The 16,256-nt window shown below is 56.4% G+C and carries 17 protein-coding genes; 15 read left to right on the top strand and 2 right to left on the bottom strand.

Annotated elements, in window-relative coordinates; all coding sequences use genetic code 11:
• The first annotated feature begins 2 nt into the window (after nt 1–2).
• From N554_RS38515 to N554_RS0119545, 7 genes are all read left to right on the top strand, one after another.
• Complete coding sequence (locus N554_RS38515; protein WP_081851325.1) at nt 3–734, top strand: GntR family transcriptional regulator; 732 nt, start codon at nt 3–5, stop codon at nt 732–734.
• A 546-nt stretch (nt 735–1,280) separates the two neighbouring features.
• Entirely contained in the window at nt 1,281–1,985 is a 705-nt protein-coding gene (locus tag N554_RS0119570) for a GntR family transcriptional regulator (protein ID WP_029585017.1), read from the top strand.
• A gap of 63 nt (nt 1,986–2,048) precedes the next feature.
• On the top strand, nt 2,049–2,903 hold the full coding sequence (locus tag N554_RS0119565) for an ABC transporter ATP-binding protein (protein WP_156041999.1): 855 nt from the start codon (nt 2,049–2,051) through the stop codon (nt 2,901–2,903).
• The gene (locus tag N554_RS0119560) at nt 2,900–3,730 is read left to right on the top strand and encodes an ABC transporter permease (protein WP_036053648.1); all 831 of its coding nucleotides are present in this window, start codon (nt 2,900–2,902) and stop codon (nt 3,728–3,730) included. The genes N554_RS0119565 and N554_RS0119560 overlap by 4 nt, the downstream gene beginning before the upstream one ends.
• 65 nt (nt 3,731–3,795) lie before the next feature.
• Nucleotides 3,796–4,830, top strand: coding sequence for an ABC transporter substrate-binding protein (locus tag N554_RS0119555; RefSeq protein WP_245283653.1), 1,035 nt, complete (start codon nt 3,796–3,798; stop codon nt 4,828–4,830).
• 67 nt (nt 4,831–4,897) lie between these two features.
• Complete coding sequence (locus tag N554_RS0119550) at nt 4,898–6,286, top strand: LLM class flavin-dependent oxidoreductase (RefSeq protein WP_029585013.1); 1,389 nt, start codon at nt 4,898–4,900, stop codon at nt 6,284–6,286.
• Nucleotides 6,283–6,822: a flavin reductase family protein gene (locus N554_RS0119545; RefSeq protein ID WP_051677584.1), complete on the top strand. Its 540-nt coding sequence runs from the start codon at nt 6,283–6,285 to the stop codon at nt 6,820–6,822. The genes N554_RS0119550 and N554_RS0119545 overlap by 4 nt, the downstream gene beginning before the upstream one ends.
• A gap of 281 nt (nt 6,823–7,103) precedes the next feature.
• On the opposite strand, the gene N554_RS0119540 is transcribed toward N554_RS0119545, so the two are convergent.
• The gene (locus N554_RS0119540; protein ID WP_029585011.1) at nt 7,104–8,393 is read right to left on the bottom strand and encodes an ArgE/DapE family deacylase; all 1,290 of its coding nucleotides are present in this window, start codon (nt 8,391–8,393) and stop codon (nt 7,104–7,106) included.
• A gap of 178 nt (nt 8,394–8,571) precedes the next feature.
• The gene (locus tag N554_RS0119535; protein ID WP_051677583.1) at nt 8,572–9,324 is read right to left on the bottom strand and encodes a FadR/GntR family transcriptional regulator; all 753 of its coding nucleotides are present in this window, start codon (nt 9,322–9,324) and stop codon (nt 8,572–8,574) included.
• Nucleotides 9,325–9,506: 182 nt separating this feature from the next.
• Between N554_RS0119535 and N554_RS37425 the strand changes: the two genes are divergently transcribed.
• From N554_RS37425 to N554_RS0119495, 8 genes are all read left to right on the top strand, one after another.
• Entirely contained in the window at nt 9,507–9,995 is a 489-nt protein-coding gene (locus N554_RS37425; protein ID WP_197033641.1) for a TIGR02444 family protein, read from the top strand.
• A gap of 125 nt (nt 9,996–10,120) precedes the next feature.
• Nucleotides 10,121–10,375, top strand: a complete 255-nt coding sequence (locus tag N554_RS36110) for a hypothetical protein (RefSeq protein ID WP_036053645.1) — start codon at nt 10,121–10,123, stop codon at nt 10,373–10,375.
• 210 nt (nt 10,376–10,585) lie between these two features.
• Nucleotides 10,586–11,974, top strand: a complete 1,389-nt coding sequence (locus tag N554_RS0119520) for a UbiD family decarboxylase (protein WP_029585008.1) — start codon at nt 10,586–10,588, stop codon at nt 11,972–11,974.
• A 120-nt stretch (nt 11,975–12,094) separates the two neighbouring features.
• Nucleotides 12,095–13,117 (top strand): ABC transporter substrate-binding protein, encoded by a 1,023-nt coding sequence (locus N554_RS0119515; protein WP_029585007.1) that lies wholly within the window; start codon nt 12,095–12,097, stop codon nt 13,115–13,117.
• A 55-nt stretch (nt 13,118–13,172) separates the two neighbouring features.
• Complete coding sequence (locus N554_RS0119510) at nt 13,173–13,958, top strand: ABC transporter ATP-binding protein (RefSeq protein WP_245283652.1); 786 nt, start codon at nt 13,173–13,175, stop codon at nt 13,956–13,958.
• 11 nt (nt 13,959–13,969) lie between these two features.
• Nucleotides 13,970–14,737, top strand: coding sequence for an ABC transporter permease (locus tag N554_RS0119505; RefSeq protein WP_036053639.1), 768 nt, complete (start codon nt 13,970–13,972; stop codon nt 14,735–14,737).
• Nucleotides 14,738–14,741: 4 nt separating this feature from the next.
• The gene (locus tag N554_RS0119500) at nt 14,742–15,323 is read left to right on the top strand and encodes a UbiX family flavin prenyltransferase (RefSeq protein ID WP_029585004.1); all 582 of its coding nucleotides are present in this window, start codon (nt 14,742–14,744) and stop codon (nt 15,321–15,323) included.
• Between the two features lie 112 nt (nt 15,324–15,435).
• Nucleotides 15,436–16,254 carry a GntR family transcriptional regulator gene (locus N554_RS0119495; RefSeq protein ID WP_029585003.1) on the top strand — a complete coding sequence of 273 codons (819 nt, stop codon included), beginning with the start codon at nt 15,436–15,438 and terminating at the stop codon, nt 16,252–16,254.
• The last annotated feature ends 2 nt before the right edge of the window (nt 16,255–16,256 follow it).

The following is a 16,256-nucleotide window of genomic DNA, read 5'->3' as shown; positions in this document are numbered from 1 at the left end:
AGATGATTGGCAATATTCCTAATAATGAACTCAGTAACGCCGGTGTCGCGTATCGCGAGCTCAAGCGACGTATTACGGAATTGTTCTATAAGCCCGGAGACAGATTGTCAGAGGTCGGGATTGCAACTGAGCTTGGCTTTGGCCGCTCGCCGGTTCGCACCGCGTTCTCCCGTCTCCAAAGCGAGGGGTGGATCGAGATTTCGCCGCAGAGCGGCACGTTCGTGCGCGGTCTTTCCGATACTGAGATTACCGAGATACTCGAAGCCCGCCTTGTTCTGGAGTCGTATCTCGCAGGCCGTGCTGCCAAAAGGATAAGCGATGCCGAACTAGTCCGGCTTCGAGAGGCCTTTTCTGCGTTTGGTGAACGGGTATCAACCGGTCGATTAGATGACTACCTTGAGCTTGATCTTCAGTTTCACTTGGCGATTTACAAGGCTGCCGGCAATCAATTGATCGCCGGGATTCTCGTCAACCTGATCGACAAGGTGCGCTGGATTCGCCGTGGAAGTGCTGCGCATCCACTTCGGATTAACGACGCCTTCGTTGAAATTCATTCTGTTCTCGATGCGCTCGAAGCGCGCGACGGAGAAGCCGCATCTGTCGCAATGCGCACTCACATTGAAAACGCCCTGGAGTTTAGACGTAACAACCCAACTCATTCTGTTAGCGCTGATAGTTGTCTGAATCATCACGCCGAACCTATAGCGGACCCTGGCAAATCATCAGCGCGCTGAGGCGCCCAACCCTAATGGACTCCGGGGTAGATTGGCATCGTGCTTCGCTGAGCCGGCAACAAGAATGACAGCGCAGATCTCATGCTCGCGCGACGGGTCCGGCAACGCCAACTAAAATAATTGGAAACATCGTCCGGCGGCGCGATGGTCGAATGTCGACCCCTGCAGTCTCGATATCAGCAGATGAACCTTACCGATATGCGTTTCAGCGTCGTGGCACATGACCGCTGCGCCCTGCTTCGCGTGCTGCGTCCCCATTGATCGTCAATACTGTCGACGCTGTCTTCGACGCACTCGTCGCCGGTGCGATCGATGCACCCACTCAGTTTTACGCGAGGTGACGTCTTCATCGCGCGTCTCGGGCTGTGGCGCGGGGCGGCTGTGCTGGTGTCGGGAACACCGCGCGGTAAAGGCCTCAGCAAATCCAGTGCAGAAGCCTGGCGCCGCTTCCCGGGAGCCGCCAACCCCTCATATTGGCCAGTTGACAAAGTTCTTGAGGCCTTCTAATTAACTAGACAACTAGTTCTTCAGTTTGGAGGAGCGGACATGAGCGCGTTGATGCAGTTCGACGATGCCAACTCGACCTCCATGGTCTACCGCGAGATCAAGCAGCGTATCGTCAATTTGCGATACGGCATTGGCGAGCGGTTATCGGAAGCCAGGCTGGCCGAAGAACTCGGCGTCGGCCGTTCGCCGATTCGCACGGCACTATGGCGCCTGAAGTTGGAGGGATGGATTGCCATCTCGCCACAAAGCGGAACCTACATTAAGGCTATGACCCTGCGCGAAATCCGCGAAGTTGCGGATTTGCGTATCATGCTGGAGATGCGTGTTGCCGCCGATGCCGCGAGCCGCATGTCTGATGAAATGTTGGCTACCTTGCGCTCAGATTTTGAGCTGCACGGCAGTCGCATCGCCACCGGCGACGCCGACGCATTTGTCACGATCGACAATCAGCTTCATTCGGCGATCTACGATGCGGCTGACAACAAACTGATCTGCCAAATTCTTCTCGACCTGCGCGACAAGGTGCAGTGGATCCGTCGCGTGTGCTCCGTTTCGATGGAGCGCGTGCAGGACGGATTCGCGGAACTCGAGCGTGTACTTTCGGCGCTCGAGCGTCGAGATGAGGCTGGCGCAGCACAGGCGATGCACGATCACGTGAAAAGCGCTGCTGCATTTTGTGCGCACCTGGAAGAGACGGGCAGTGGCTTGTTTGCCGCTCACAGAAGGCAGGTGAACACGGCCTAGATAAAAAACGTTTGGCTCGAGAATTGCAGATCAACTGCGACAGAGTTATCGGGAGGATTGATCATGACTGCCAGTGCGAACGTCACACCTTTGCTTGCCGACCGGCCGGTTGCGAATATGCGACCATCCGCCGCCATCGAGTTGCACAATGTGACAAAGATCTATGAGACCGCCTCTCGTGAACAAGTCCATGCGTTAAGCAATATCAATCTCGATGTCGGCGCCGGTGAATTTGTTTCGGTGCTTGGCGCTTCGGGTTGCGGCAAGACGACATTGCTCAGGATCATTGGCGGTCTTGAGGGGGGCTATGCCGGCAAGCTGACTCTGCATGGACGCGGTGGCGACAACTCGCGCCGAAATGTCGGAATCGTATTTCAGGACGCAAATCTGCTGCCGTGGCGGACTATTTTGCAGAATGTTCTGCTTCCGACGCAGGTGCTGCGCCTCGACAAACGCGCTTCGATCGCGCGCGCACATGAGTTGATCGAACTCGTCGGTCTGAAAGGTTTCGAGAACAAGTATCCGTTCGAGCTGTCCGGCGGCATGCGGCAGCGAGTTTCCATCGCCCGTGCGCTCGTCCACGATCCCTCGGTCTTGCTGATGGACGAGCCGTTCGGTGCGCTCGATGCCCTGACACGCGAAGTCATGAATTCCGAAGTGCTGAAAATATGGGATACCACCAAGAAAACGGTGTTCATGATTACCCATTCGATCTCCGAAGCGGTGTTCATGAGCGATCGTGTCGTCGTGATGTCGCCTCGACCGGGACGAGTGATCGCCGAAATCCCTATCGCGCTGTCCCGCCCGCGCAATATCGACATGCTGAGCGAGGAACGCTTTGGCGGCTACACCCGCGAGTTGCGCCGCCTGCTCGATGTCAGCGCTCTTCAGGCCGTTAACGCAAAGAATTCATCATGACGATCGATGCAACATCCGCCACCAAAATCGTTGCGGCGCGCAAGCGCGAACGCTTGCGCTGGGCCGCCATCTCCGGCTCCGACTATTTCATCTCGCTCGCCGGATTTATCTTGCTCGTCGGCATATGGGAAGCGTCGGTTCGGCTGTTTGCGATTCCCGATTACATTCTTCCCGCGCCCTCGGCGATCGCATCGTCTCTCTATACCGGCTTCGTCTCCGGCATTTTCATCTACAATTTTGGCGTCACCGCTTTTGAGACCCTGATCGGCTTTCTACTCGCAGCGGTAGTCGGAATCGCGACGGGAGCCCTTGTCGCCCAGTTTTCTCTCGTCGAGAGAATTGTGTATCCCTGGCTGGTCGCGCTCCAGACGCTTCCGAAGGTGGCCATCGCCCCGCTGATCATCATTTGGGCCGGCTATGGTATCGGGTCGAAGATCTTCATTGTTGCTCTCGTGGCGATCTTTCCGGTCCTGGTCAATACGATCATGGGCTTGAAGTCTTGCGATCAGGGCAAGCTTGACCTGATGCAGTCACTTGGCGCCGGCCGCTGGGAAACCTTTTGTACCGTTCGACTGCCGAACGCCTTGCCGTTCATCTTCGCGGGACTGAACGTGGCTATCGTTCTCGCGATCCTGGGCGCCATCGTCGGTGAATTTGTCGGCTCCAAGGCCGGCCTTGGAAATCTTATCCTCGAAGCGAACTTTCAGTTCGATGTTGCGCGCATTTTTGCCGTGCTCGTCATTCTCGCCGTCTTTGGCCTGGTGCTCAGCCAGATCATGCGGGTCTTGCAAAACATCTTCCTGTTCTGGAACAAGGCGCTGAGCTGAAACAACGGGACCAAATCATGATTGATAACTCACGGGGATATCATATGCAGCGAATTGGCTTGTCTGTGTGCTTAATGTCGATGGCGCTGTTTGCGATGGCGCCGGCAGAAGCCGCGGAAAAAGTGACATATGCCGTCGCCACCTCCAACATATCGGTTGGACACGCCGCACAATCGTCAATTCCGCTCGCACAAGGCTACTGGAAAGACGAAGGGCTCGATGTCGACGTTGTGGGGTTGTCGGGTGCGACTGCCGGCATTCAGCAAGTCGCGAGCGGACAGGTGGAGTTCGCGACGGTTGGAGGCGATGCGCTTCTCATCGCGCGCGCCAAAGGTCTGAAGGTGAAAGCCGTCTACGTTTACGCACGGCAGTCGATCTATCGGATCGTGGTTCCCGAAAACAGCACCATCAAGACGCTTGCCGACTTCAAGGACAAGACATTGGGTGTACCCGACATGTCGGCCGGTTCCGCCCCCTATGCGCGCGCCGCACTGGCGTCCGCCGGCGTTGATCCGCAAACGAATGTTAAATGGCTGTCGATTGGTATCGGCGGCCAGGCCGCCAATGCATTCCGGCAGAACGTGGTCGATGGATGGGCCGCCTGGGACACCGTGATTGCATCTCTGGAGAACAACGGATTCAAGCTCCGCTATATCGATCCGCCCTGGCTCAATGAAATTCTCGGAAATGTCATCGTTGCGCGCGAGGAGACGATCGCGAAAAATCCGGATCTCGTCATCAAGGTTGCGCGCGGCATTGCCAAATCATCCGTCTTTGGATTGGCAAATCCAGATGCGACACTGCGCAATCACTGGAAAATGTATCCGGAAACAAAGCCCTCTGTCATGAACGACGAAACGTTTCGTGAGGGGCGTCACATTTTTAATTCCCGCTTTGATCTCACCAAACGAGAGCCTGGGGTGAAGTGGGGCGAGAACGTTCCAGCGGTGTGGAAGCGGATGGCTGACATCTCGATTCAGGAAGGGCTGATTCCGAAGAACTTCAATGTAGAGGCCGCCTATACCAACCAGTTCATCTCCGAGATCAACAATTTTGATCAGAAGAAAATCGAGGAAAACGCAAAGTCCTCGAACTGGTGAGAGCCGCTGACTGGATGCGGTAGGCCGCATCCCCAATATAGGCGCGGATATTGCGCAGGGAGGAAACGTGACAAAACGTAAAGACCTGATGAAGCTGGGGGCTTTCTTTCACCCGACCGGGCACCACGTCGCGGCGTGGCTGGCTCCGGGGTCTCAGATCGATGCGGGAACGAACTTCTCGCATTATGTACAGATGACGCAGGCTGCCGAAAATGCGAAGTTTGACCTGATCTTCCTTGCTGATGCGATCGCGACGCGGGATGGTAACCTTCAGGCGCTACGTCGCTGGCCGCAATATATGGCCTACTTTGATCCAGTGACATTGCTGGCGGGCCTCGCGGCGGTGACGAAAAACATTGGGCTCGTGGCAACAGCAACGACAAGCTTCAACGAACCCTATCAGGTCGCGCGCAGGTTTGCGTCGCTTGACCACATGAGCGGCGGGCGTTCGGGATGGAACGTTGTGACTTCCTCGAACCCATCCGAGGCCTTCAACTTCGGCAGAGATGCTCATTTCGGTCATAGCGAACGCTATGAGCGGGCCGACGAATTCGTAAAGGTGACGAAAGGGCTGTGGGATAGCTGGGACGACGATGCGTTTGTGCGGGATCGCGCGTCCGCGCTTTACTTCGATGCCGCCAAGATTCATTACCTGAATCACAAAGACAAGCATTTCTCGGTTCGCGGACCCTTGAATGTTGCCCGACCGCCGCAGGGCTATCCGGTGATCTTTCAGGCCAGTGCGTCAGATACCGGCAAGGAGCTCGCGGCGCAGATCGCCGAGGTCATCTTCACGCCGCTGCACGATCTGGAGCAGGCACAGAAGTTTTACCGGGAATTGAAGGATCACGCCGCGAAGTACGGACGCACCGATGACGACTTGGTCGTTATGCCCGGGCTAAACGTCGTGGTGGCGGACAGCGAAAAGGATGCGGACGAGAAGATAAAGTACCTCCAAAGCCTGATCCATCCTGAGGTAGGCAAAGAATTACTCTCAACTGCGCTCGGTGGCCTCGACCTGAGCGACTACGATGTGGATGAGCCCCTTCCGGATCACATCGTTTCTCAGGAGATGCAGAAAACCAATTCGCGCGTGTCTTATCTGTTCAAGGATAAGCCGACTTTGCGCCAGATGTACGAAAATTTCGGCACTGGCCGTGGACAAAGAACAGTCAAGGGAACGCCAACCGCGATTGTCGACCAGATGGAGAAATGGTTTTTGAATCGCGGCGTCGATGGCTATCTGATCCAGCCGCCGGTCCTGCCGGCCGGCCTTGACGAATTCATCGTCAGGATCATTCCAGAGCTTCAGAACCGCGGCTTGTTCCGGACCGAATATACCGGCCGGACGTTGCGGGAGAATTTGGGCCTCAAGCGCCCGACTAGCAGAAATGCGCCCGCACGCCGTTCTTCGAAGGCATTAAGTGAGGCTTCTGCGCACAAGGAACTACAATGAATCAGTGTGTTGCCGCCTTTGACGGGGATCCCGCCGTCGAGCCACAGGCTTTTCGCAATTGTCTTGGGCAATTTGCGACGGGCGTAACGGTGGTTACTGCGAATATCGGTGACGAACTTGTCGGCCTGACAGTCAATTCGTTTGCCTCAGTCTCTTTAAGCCCACCGCTTATTTTGTGGTCGATCGGCGAATCGTCGACCAGCTTCGCCAAGTTTAGCGGCGCGGCGAACTTTGCCATCAACGTACTTGCGGAGGATCAGATATTATTATCGCGCCATTTCGGTAAATCGGGCGGCGACAAATTCTCAACCGTCCCGTGGACCAAAGGTAAAAATGGCGCGCCAATCCTGGACGGTGTTGCGGCCTTTTTTGAATGTGGAACGGAGTCCCAGCATCGAGGCGGCGACCATCTGATCGTCGTTGGTCGTGTGTGGCGGGCCGTACAGTTCGAGCGAAATGCGCTCTTGTTCGCACAAGGGCGATATCGCATCGCGAGCGATCATCCAGGTGATCAGATTACCCGCGTCGCGTCTTGAGTCAGGCGGAGCTTGGCGACTATCGGGTACCCGGGACGGGACTGTCGACCCGCGTTGGGGGACACGCACTTGGCTCGTTTCCGCCGTTGAGGCCGCCTGAGCTCTTGTTGGCGTTCATTCAGCCGCTCCGCGATTTCCTGGCTCTAATCGACGCCGGTAGATGCTCACATTCCCGGTAGTCGCGCCAGGCATAGGTAGATGCAGGGAACGGATGTCATGCGATGCAAGACAAGACATCCATTCCCTGGACTCTTTTGCCGGAACGCTCGCCAGAAATCGAATTACTTCTTAGCCGCGGTATTCGGCTCCGAATTGCACCAATCGAATATGCTCAAAGCCATCACCTTGATGGACGTGATGTAGTCATCGACCGAAACATATTCGTCGTCGGAGTGCATGACGGCCGTCGAACCGGGGCCAAAGATCACGGTCGGTGTATCAGCATAAAGATTCAGAAAACGTGTATCGGCGGCGCCTTGGCGCCCGCTAATTACCGGGTCTTTTCCCGTGACCTCTTTATAGGTTTTTGAGACGGTGTGAACAATCGAATGATCGCGCGGAATTTCCGAGGCTTGGGCGTCATATCCAACGAACCGAACCTTAGGCGGGTGAAGTTTCATCCAAGGGTCTGCCTGGGCCGCGCGATGAATTTGATCAACGAGGCTCTGCTTTACCCCCTCATGATCCTCGCCGGGAACGGTACCGATGCTGCCCTTCAACAAGCAGGTCGCCGGAAACGCACTGGGATAATTGCCGGCCGAGAAGCTACCGACGATGCACGGCAGGGAATCTAGCGCATTCGGGTAAAGTGGATGCTTGACCGTCGCTACACGCGTCTTTTCGAGATCTGCGACCGCGGCTGCGACCTTGTTGCCGAGATCAATTCCACTAATGCCCTCGTAGCGCTTCTGGATTCCGGCGGGCTTGCCTTGAATTTCGATCTCGAACCAGATGCGGCCGATGCAGGCGGGCTGGACGGCGAGATCGCTGGTTTCGCCGGAAATACCCGCATCCGCCTTATAGCCGCGAATAACGGTGTCGAGCGTGCCGTGTCCGCTCACCTCCTCATCGATGACGACGTTGATGAGAACATCGCCCTTTGGCGTCAAGCCAAGTTGTTTCAGAAATTCAACCGCGAGGATGTGACTGGCAACACCGCTCTTCATGTCGCAGGAGCCGCGGCCATAGATGCGGCCATTCTTGATCGATGCCGACCAGGGGTCGTCGCTCCAGCCGGAGCCGTCGCCGACGGGAATCACATCCGTATGTCCGTTGAGCAGCAGGGATCGTCCGCCACCCGTTCCCTTCAGGGTTGCGACGATGTTTGGACGCCCCTCGTAACCGCGATTCACCGGACGATAGCCGGGATGCTGCTTGAGTTTCTCCCAGTCGGTCTCCCACATATCGACATCGAGGCCGATCTTGCGCATGTAATCCGACAAGAAGCGCTGAATAGCCGCCTCATCGCCGGTGACGCTCGGGATGCGGATCATGTCTTGCAGAAACGTAATGGCCCTGTCGCGGTTTTTGTCGATGGTATCGAGAATTTTTTGACGAGTGGTATCGGTCATAGTGGCCTCAACAGTTAGACATTGAACTACATCGGGCGGATAAGCCCGTGAATGCTAAGACCAGGACGCGCGCCGAAATATCGGAACCCGCCTGTTGCAGGCAAATTCGCGCGCCGAAAGGGCTTAACCTCGTTCAAGCTATCATACTATAATCAGAATGATAGTATCAGCCGTAAGGCTATACGCGCTTCGCGGTAAAGGAGGCCCGCTTGTCCTCAAGCTGGCCACTGCGGTTGAGTCGCCGGAGACTGCCTTCCAGCACGCGCCGGACGGCCAGCCGCGCGCGATGAGCGTCGGACGCGGCAATCGCTTCGTAAATCGCGTAATGGTCCTTGTAGGCGATGGTCTCGGTCTCGATCTTTTTGGCCGAGTTGCGGCGGGCTTTCGAGATGGACTCATACAAATGCGGCTGGAGAAATTGCATAAAGCTCACAATCAGGGGGTTCTGTGTTGCTTCCGCGATGGCGAGATGAAAGGCGATGTCCGAGGCAAGGGCCTGCTCAAACGGTTTTCGAGCGGGCTCCATCTCCTTGAGACACTTCGCCATTGCTTTGAGGTCGCTCAGCTTGCGCCGTTGCGCCGCCAGAATTGCAGCTTGCATTTCAACCGCCATGCGCAATTCAAAAATATGAAGCAATGAGCTCTGTTTTCCGGTCGGACTTGCCAATCTGAAGGGGCGGGCCCTGGCATCATTCTCCACGAACACGCCCTTGCCCTGGTGTGATGCAACCAAGCCGTCCGACTTCAGGCGCGAAAGTGCCTCGCGAACGACAGTGATGCTAACCCCAAACAAATCGCTGAGATCCTTTCCGGCCGGCAACTGTCGCCCGGGTTGATACTTGCCGCTGACAATGTCATTGCGCAGCATCAGTGTGATACGATCCGTCAAGTTGTGTGAAACGGTGATGCGCTGAGCCTGTTTGTGCGTCATTGTCGTGCCATAAATTGTCGTGCCATAAATTCCGGTTTGCGGATGTTGATGATGGAATGAGTGTTATCACACCGGCTCGGAACGCTCTCTTGAAATCTGCTCTCGATTGAATTCAGTAGGTATCCGGCTCGCAATGTCATGATATGCGGGTTACGCGGATGCTGCAAACTGGCGGTCGGAATATGCAAGACACCATGTCATTCTGGACCTTCTCTTTAAAATTCTACTCCCAACCGGAAGTAGGAAATGCTTGTCTTGATCTTCAAGATCGCTTCGGAGCGGACGTCAACATCGTGCTCTATGGGCTTTGGCAGGCATATAGGGGGCGGCGATTAAGCGATGGTGACGTTCGTAACGTGATCGAACTTGTGCAAACCTGGCAAATGAACGTCGTGCGGCCGCTGCGAACGGTGAGACATTTTCTCAAGACTCCGGCGCCGGGGTGGCCGTCGCAAGACGTCGATTTACTCCGCCAGCGCGTGCAAGCAGAAGAATTGCAGGCCGAGCATTTGCAGCAAACCACCATGGAAACGGCGTTTGCGGACCTCGGTGAACTTGATGACGCCGAAACGGCCGCAGTGTTCAACATGAAGACATATGCCCATATTTTAAACGTTGAATTTCCGTCCGCGCATCTCGCGACCTTGTTGGGTCGTCTGGCGCGTACCTAGCGTTCTCGCGAAGATCGCAAGCTCTCGGACCAGCTCGCGCAATACTGGGTAAACTTCGCCTCGACGGCAGATCCTAACGGACGTGGTTCCCCCGCTGGCCGCTCTTCAGCGAGGGCAGCGACAGTATGTTGCATGTAACGTGGCGGGTCAGTACGGCAAGGTATAGGAAAAAGGGCAGTAAAACGCGTGCCGCAGAAGAACTGGAAGCCCAGCATTTGCAGCAGAGCGCGATGGAAACCGCGTCTACGAACCCAGGCGAACCTGATGATGCCGCGACGGCTGAAGTGCGTAATCTGAAGGCCTATGCCTTTATTTTAGACGTTGAATTTCCGAGCGCGCATCTCGCGGCGTTGTCGGGCGGGCTTGTAAGTACTTTCTAACGCTCTCCGGGCCTGTTGCCAGCGTGTCTTTCGATGCGGCAATCGTCGCGCAGGCCTATCACAGAACATCCATTTTGCATCGTGGCGCCGATGTTTTGCGTAAAACGATGCAAATCCGCAAGGATTTTGAGCAGTCCTGCGCTTGCTCACTTCAACTTATAATATAAGCTGATGACTTAATAGAAGGCGAAAAGCAGCGGGGAGATTACGTTGGCGGCAGACAATCAAAGCTTGCGTGGATTCATCGAAGCGACGGAGAAGGCGGACGCAGGGGACGTTCTGAGGATTAGCGAGCCGGTCAGCCAGCAACTGGAAATGACGTCGACGATTTTCGAGCTCGATCGTCTCAACAAGAGTCCGGTTGTCATATTCGAGAACGTCGTCGGCTTCGACATGCCGGTCGTCACGAATATCGCGGGCAATCGTAAATTGCTGGCGCGCAGTCTTAATTGCGATGTTCAAAATCTTCCGACGGCTTTTCGCGATCGATGCCAGAATTACATTCCGTGCGAAGTGGTTGCCAAGGGCGCCTTCGACGATGTGGTCTTGGAAGGAAGCGAGATTGATCTGACGAAGTTGCCAATTCCATATCAATTCTCCGTCGATGCCGCACCGTATATTACTGCGGGGCAGATTACCGCGCGCGATCCGGAAACCGGCGTCGATACGACGGGCTTTCACAGGTTGATGCTGAAGGGCAAAAACCGGCTCGGGATTTCCCTCCACTCGCGTCGCCGGATGTATGAATTCCATCGTCGCGCCGAAGCAAAGGGGCAGTCATTGCCCGCTGCCATCGTGATCGGCGTGCATCCGCTGCACTACATGGGCTCGATGGTCTATGCGTATCCTCCAAATATCCGCAAATTCGAAATCATCGGTGGGTTGTTCGGTGAGCCGTATCGCCTCGCCCGCTGCGGCGTCGGCGACATCGAGGTTCCCGCAGCTGCCGAGATCGTTATCGAGGGCGAAATTCTGGCCGGTGTGCATGAGCCCGAGGGTCCGTTCGGAGAATTTACCGGTTATGCATCATATCGCAGCACGCAGAACGTTTTTGTTGCGAAACGCGTTCGCATGCGGCGGGATGCCTACTTCCATAGTGTTGTGTCAGGCATGTCCCGCGATCACATTCTGATTTCCTGCATCACGCGGGAAGGCGAGATCCTGAATGCGCTGCGCCGCAATCTGCCGAATGTTCGCGCCGTGCATGTTCCCCACAAAACCTGTGGCGCGTTTCTTGCAATCGTATCGATGAAGAAGATTGCGGAAGGCGAACCGAAGATGGCGATGCTGACGGCCCTTGGCACCGAGCTCTATACCAAGCATGTGATTGTCGTGGACGATGACGTCGATATCTACGATATGGACGACGTGATGTGGGCCGTCGCAACGCGGATGCGGGCCGAGAAGGATATCTTCATGGTGCCGGGTGTGAAGTCCGCGATCATCGATCCGACATCCGATCCGAACAACTTTACCGTCACCAAGATGGGCATCGACGCAACCGCGCCCCTGGATGAGAAATTTGCAGAGCGTTTGACCATTTCCGATGCGCAACGAGATCGCGCCCGGGCAATTCTTGCCAACGCCAAGGTGGTCTGACGAAAAGGCGATCTGATCAAAGCCGCAAAAATTTGAAGGGTACCCCCAGCCGAAGCTGTCTTCGCGCTGAGGGATGGAGACTGGTAACGAGGCGATCAACACTGGCTTAGGGAGGACAACATGACGTTGAAACGACATCTCGCTGTGATTGGACTGCTTCTCATGACGACCGTTATGGGATCCGTGGCGGCAAACGCGCAAACCAAGGTTCGCTTCACGCTTGATTGGATTCCCGGTGCGACGCACGGTGCATTTCTGATCGCACTCCAGAAGGGGTACTACAAGGCCGAAGGTCTTGACGTGACCATCGATCGGGGCAAGGGCTCGGCTGAAGTCGTCCGTCAGCTTGCTGCCGATGTCTACGACATGGGTTTCCCCGACATCAACGTCCTGATGGATTTCAACTCGAAGAATCCGGAACAGGCGTTTCCGGCTCTCATGAGCGGCTATGAAGAAGCGCCCGCCGCGATCATCGTTTTGAAGTCGAGCGGCATTACCGATCCCAAGCAGTTGAACGGCAAGCATCTGGGTTCGGCTCCTCACGATTCGACGTTCAAGCTGTTCCCGGTTTTCGCTAAGCAGACCGGTATCGATATCTCCACGATGAAGATACAGAGCATCGACCCCGGTCTGCGGGAAGTGCTGCTGGCCCAGAAGAAAATCGACGCGATTCCGGGACAGGTCTTCAATTCGCTGCTTGAGCTGAAGGCGAAGGGTGTTCCGGCCTCCGATGTCAGCTATTTCATGTACAAGGACTACGGGCTTGAACTGTATGCCAATTCCGTTGCCGCGTCGCGCCGCTTTCTGAAAGAGAAACCGGAGGCCGTGAAAGGTTTCCTGCGTGCGACGATGAAGGGGCTGAAAGATATGGCCCGCGATCCCGAAATTGCCGTCAAGGCCGCGATCGCCTATGAACCGCTGCTCAATCCCGATATCGAGCGGGATCGGCTTCGCGTCGCGATGGAGTGCTGCATCGTTACGCCGACTGTCCGCAAGGACGGCTTCGGTGACGTCAACCAGGAGCGTCTTCGCAAGATCATCTCGTTGATCACCGAGGCTTACAAGCTTCCCCGTGAGCCCAAGCTCGAGGAGGTCTTCGACCCCGCCTATCTGCCTTCGCTAAGCGACAGGAAGATCAACTAGATCCCGATCTGTCTCTGCAGCAATAAAGAAGGTCTTGGAGATGACGTTTATCCAGTTGACGAATGTTGACCTGGTCTATGGCTCCGCTGGAGCGAAGGAGGTTGGGGGCGAGACGTTGGCCGTGTCGTCCGCCAATTTGAACATCGCGCTTGGCGAATTTCTTGCCATTGTTGGCCCGAGCGGGTGCGGCAAGTCGACATTGCTCAAGCTTATCGCAGGCCTTGTCAGGCCAAACCGCGGAAGCGTCACGGTCGATGGCCTGGAGGTGACGCATCCCCTCAAGACGGTGGGGATGGCCTTTCAGAATGCAACGCTGCTGCCCTGGCGCAATATCCGGGACAATGTGATGTTGCCGCTGGAAATCGTCGAGCCGTACCGCAGCCGTCAGAAGCAGGATCGCGAGGCAAACCGCGATCGCGCCGAGACGCTGCTGGGAAAGGTCGGCTTGTCGGGTTTCGCCGATCGCATGCCATGGCAATTGTCGGGAGGGATGCAGCAGCGCGCGCAGCTGTGCCGGGCGCTGATCCACGAGCCCTCGATCCTGCTGCTCGACGAACCGTTTGCCGCGCTCGACACCTTCACGCGCGAAGATCTCTGGAGCGTGTTGCAGGAGTTATGGTTGTTCAGAAAGTGTACGATCATCCTCGTCACGCATGAGTTACGTGAAGCGGTCTATCTTGCGGAAACCGTCCATGTGATGAGCTCGCGACCGGGACGGATCATCAAAACGAGCTCTGTCGATATCCCGCGTCCTCGTACCCTTGAGTCGACTTTTCAACCGGATTTCGTCGATCTGGTTCATGATCTTCGGCATCACATCAGCCTGGGGAAACAACATTGAATACCCGATCCATGCAAAGGCTCGCGCCCTGGCTGGCCACGGCTGCCTTCGTGGCGGTGTGGTGGCTCTGCGTCGTCATCTTCGATATCAAGAGCTTCGTCCTTCCGTCGCCTTGGGAAGCGGTGAAAGCGATCTATCAATTCCGCTATCCCCTGTTCGTACACGGGCTCGCCACGCTGACCACGACTTTGGTCGGGTTTGCGATTGCCGTTGCGTTCGGAATGGTATTGGGGATTTTGGTCGGGTCGTCGCGTCTGGCCTATAGCGCGCTTTATCCGCTGTTGGTCGGCTTCAACAGCGTTCCGAAGGCGGCGCTGGTGCCCGTGCTTGTGATCTGGTTCGGCGCCGGGACGGTTCCAGCGGTGATCACGGCCTTCATGCTTTCGTTTTTCCCCGTGGTCGCAAACGTGGCCACTGCGTTTGCGACCATCGAACCGGAACTGCTGGAAGTCATGCGTTCGCTCGGCGCCTCGCAGCGCGACATGACGTTGAAGATCGGAATCCCGCGTTCGCTTCCGTTTTTCTTCGCGTCGCTGAAGATCGCGATCACGCTGGCATTCGTCGGCTCGGTCATTGCCGAGATCGTTGCGGGCAACAGCGGCATCGGCAATGTTATGTTGATCGCCAGCTCCAATTTCAACATACCACTGGTGTTCGCGGCGCTCCTCGTCGTCGGCTTCATGGGCGTCGGGATGTACGCGATTTTCGACTTCTTTGAACGACGGATGACGAGCTGGTCGATACGAGGCGCCGGCGCGCAGTTTGCCGGCGGTGGGTAGCAGCATGATCAGGCAACGGTTGATCGTCGGCATCACGGGAGCATCTGGAGCTGCGTATGGCGTTGCCGCGCTCAAGGCCTTGCGCAGGGCCGACGTAGAAAGTCATCTCATCGTTTCCCGCTCCGGTCAAATCACCGCGGCCCACGAGCTGGAATTGAAGTTCTCCGAACTGACGTCGCTCGCGGATGTCGTATATCGGATCGACGATATCGCGGCGGCGATATCGAGCGGATCTTTCCAGACGACAGGAATGCTGGTCGCGCCATGCTCGATCAGGACGTTGTCCGAGATATCGAGCGGCGTTACGTCCAGCCTGCTCACACGGGCGGCGGACGTCGTTTTGAAGGAGCGTCGCAGACTCGTCTTGATGGTGCGAGAAACGCCGTATCACCTCGGCCATCTGCGGTCGATGACGCAAGTGACGGAAATGGGGGCGATCGTGATGCCGCCCGTTCCGGCATTTTACACCAAGCCCACGACTGTAGAGGACATCGTCAACCACTCGGTCGGCCGTGCGCTGGATCTCTTCGGCCTGAAGAACGATATGGTTCGGCGCTGGGGCGAGGAAATCGGCATCGGTTCATAACGCCGATACGACCTCTGATTTTAGGCCTTCATTCCCGGCTTTCGTTGTAGTATAGCGCTGACACTCTATATGCAGCGCTGCCGCTGCCGCCCGAATTCACTGAAGATGTTTCATGGTTTCAAAGCTTCTTAAGTCATACGACAGAAGTAGGGTTCCGCTCTACATTCAGGTCGCCTCGGTCATGAGGAATCGGATTCAGTCGGGGCTGTGGAGTCCGGGTCAAAAGATATCCACGCTTGAAGAACTGGAGCGTGAGTTTGAAGTGGCGCGCGTTACTGTTCGTCAGGCCGTCGAGGTCCTGAACGAGGAAGGCTTGCTGGAGGCTCGTCAGGGGCGCGGAACGTTTGTTTCGAGCGAAAAGCAGGACCGGCACTGGTTGCAGCTCGCGACGGGCTGGAACAGCCTGGTCACTTCGCTAGAAGACAACGTCCCCGAAATGATCGTCGTCGAGAAAGCCGGCGCGCCGCCGCATCTCGATGAGGGAGACGGCAAGCTGGCGGCCCGATATGTGCGTTTGTGCAGCGTGCAGTACAAGAACGAAGAGCCTTACTCGGTCGTCAATCTTCATCTCGCGCGCACCATCTTCGACATGAATCCGAAGCGGTTCATGACCGCGGCAGCCTTGCCGACCATCGACGCCATGGACAGTATTGCGCTTGGGGAAGCCCATCAAACGCTCGTGGTCGGAAGCGCCGACCCCGAGATTGCGGATTTGTTGAAAATTCCCTTAGGCGCGGCGACCATGCAGTGCCGCTGCATCGTGATCGACGACAAGGGCATCGCCATTTATGTCGCGAACATCGTTTACCGCAGCGATTGTATTAAACTGCGGGTCGATCTCCTGGGCACCAAGGCGGACCGCAAAAAGCGGGCGGGTGGCGGTGACAACGCCGTGAGCCTGTTCCCGGCCAAATCCCGCAAGGCGTTGTAAAG

Source organism: Bradyrhizobium sp. URHD0069, from assembly GCF_000701345.1.
Lineage (GTDB): Bacteria > Pseudomonadota > Alphaproteobacteria > Rhizobiales > Xanthobacteraceae > Bradyrhizobium.
Note: the sequence above shows the minus strand (reverse complement) of the source record. Positions and strands in the feature narration are given on the sequence as shown.

Coding starts and splice junctions, on each gene's coding strand:
- N554_RS0119540 (WP_029585011.1), bottom strand. CDS start 8,393: ATGACCGATACCACTCGTCAAAAAATTCTCGATACCATCGACAAAAAC.
- N554_RS0119535 (WP_051677583.1), bottom strand. CDS start 9,324: ATGACGCACAAACAGGCTCAGCGCATCACCGTTTCACACAACTTGACG.
- N554_RS0119565 (WP_156041999.1), top strand. CDS start 2,049: ATGACTGCCAGTGCGAACGTCACACCTTTGCTTGCCGACCGGCCGGTT.
- N554_RS37425 (WP_197033641.1), top strand. CDS start 9,507: ATGCAAGACACCATGTCATTCTGGACCTTCTCTTTAAAATTCTACTCC.
- N554_RS0119545 (WP_051677584.1), top strand. CDS start 6,283: ATGAATCAGTGTGTTGCCGCCTTTGACGGGGATCCCGCCGTCGAGCCA.
- N554_RS0119570 (WP_029585017.1), top strand. CDS start 1,281: ATGAGCGCGTTGATGCAGTTCGACGATGCCAACTCGACCTCCATGGTC.
- N554_RS38515 (WP_081851325.1), top strand. CDS start 3: ATGATTGGCAATATTCCTAATAATGAACTCAGTAACGCCGGTGTCGCG.
- N554_RS0119495 (WP_029585003.1), top strand. CDS start 15,436: ATGGTTTCAAAGCTTCTTAAGTCATACGACAGAAGTAGGGTTCCGCTC.
- N554_RS0119500 (WP_029585004.1), top strand. CDS start 14,742: ATGATCAGGCAACGGTTGATCGTCGGCATCACGGGAGCATCTGGAGCT.
- N554_RS36110 (WP_036053645.1), top strand. CDS start 10,121: ATGTTGCATGTAACGTGGCGGGTCAGTACGGCAAGGTATAGGAAAAAG.
- N554_RS0119505 (WP_036053639.1), top strand. CDS start 13,970: ATGCAAAGGCTCGCGCCCTGGCTGGCCACGGCTGCCTTCGTGGCGGTG.
- N554_RS0119560 (WP_036053648.1), top strand. CDS start 2,900: ATGACGATCGATGCAACATCCGCCACCAAAATCGTTGCGGCGCGCAAG.
- N554_RS0119515 (WP_029585007.1), top strand. CDS start 12,095: ATGACGTTGAAACGACATCTCGCTGTGATTGGACTGCTTCTCATGACG.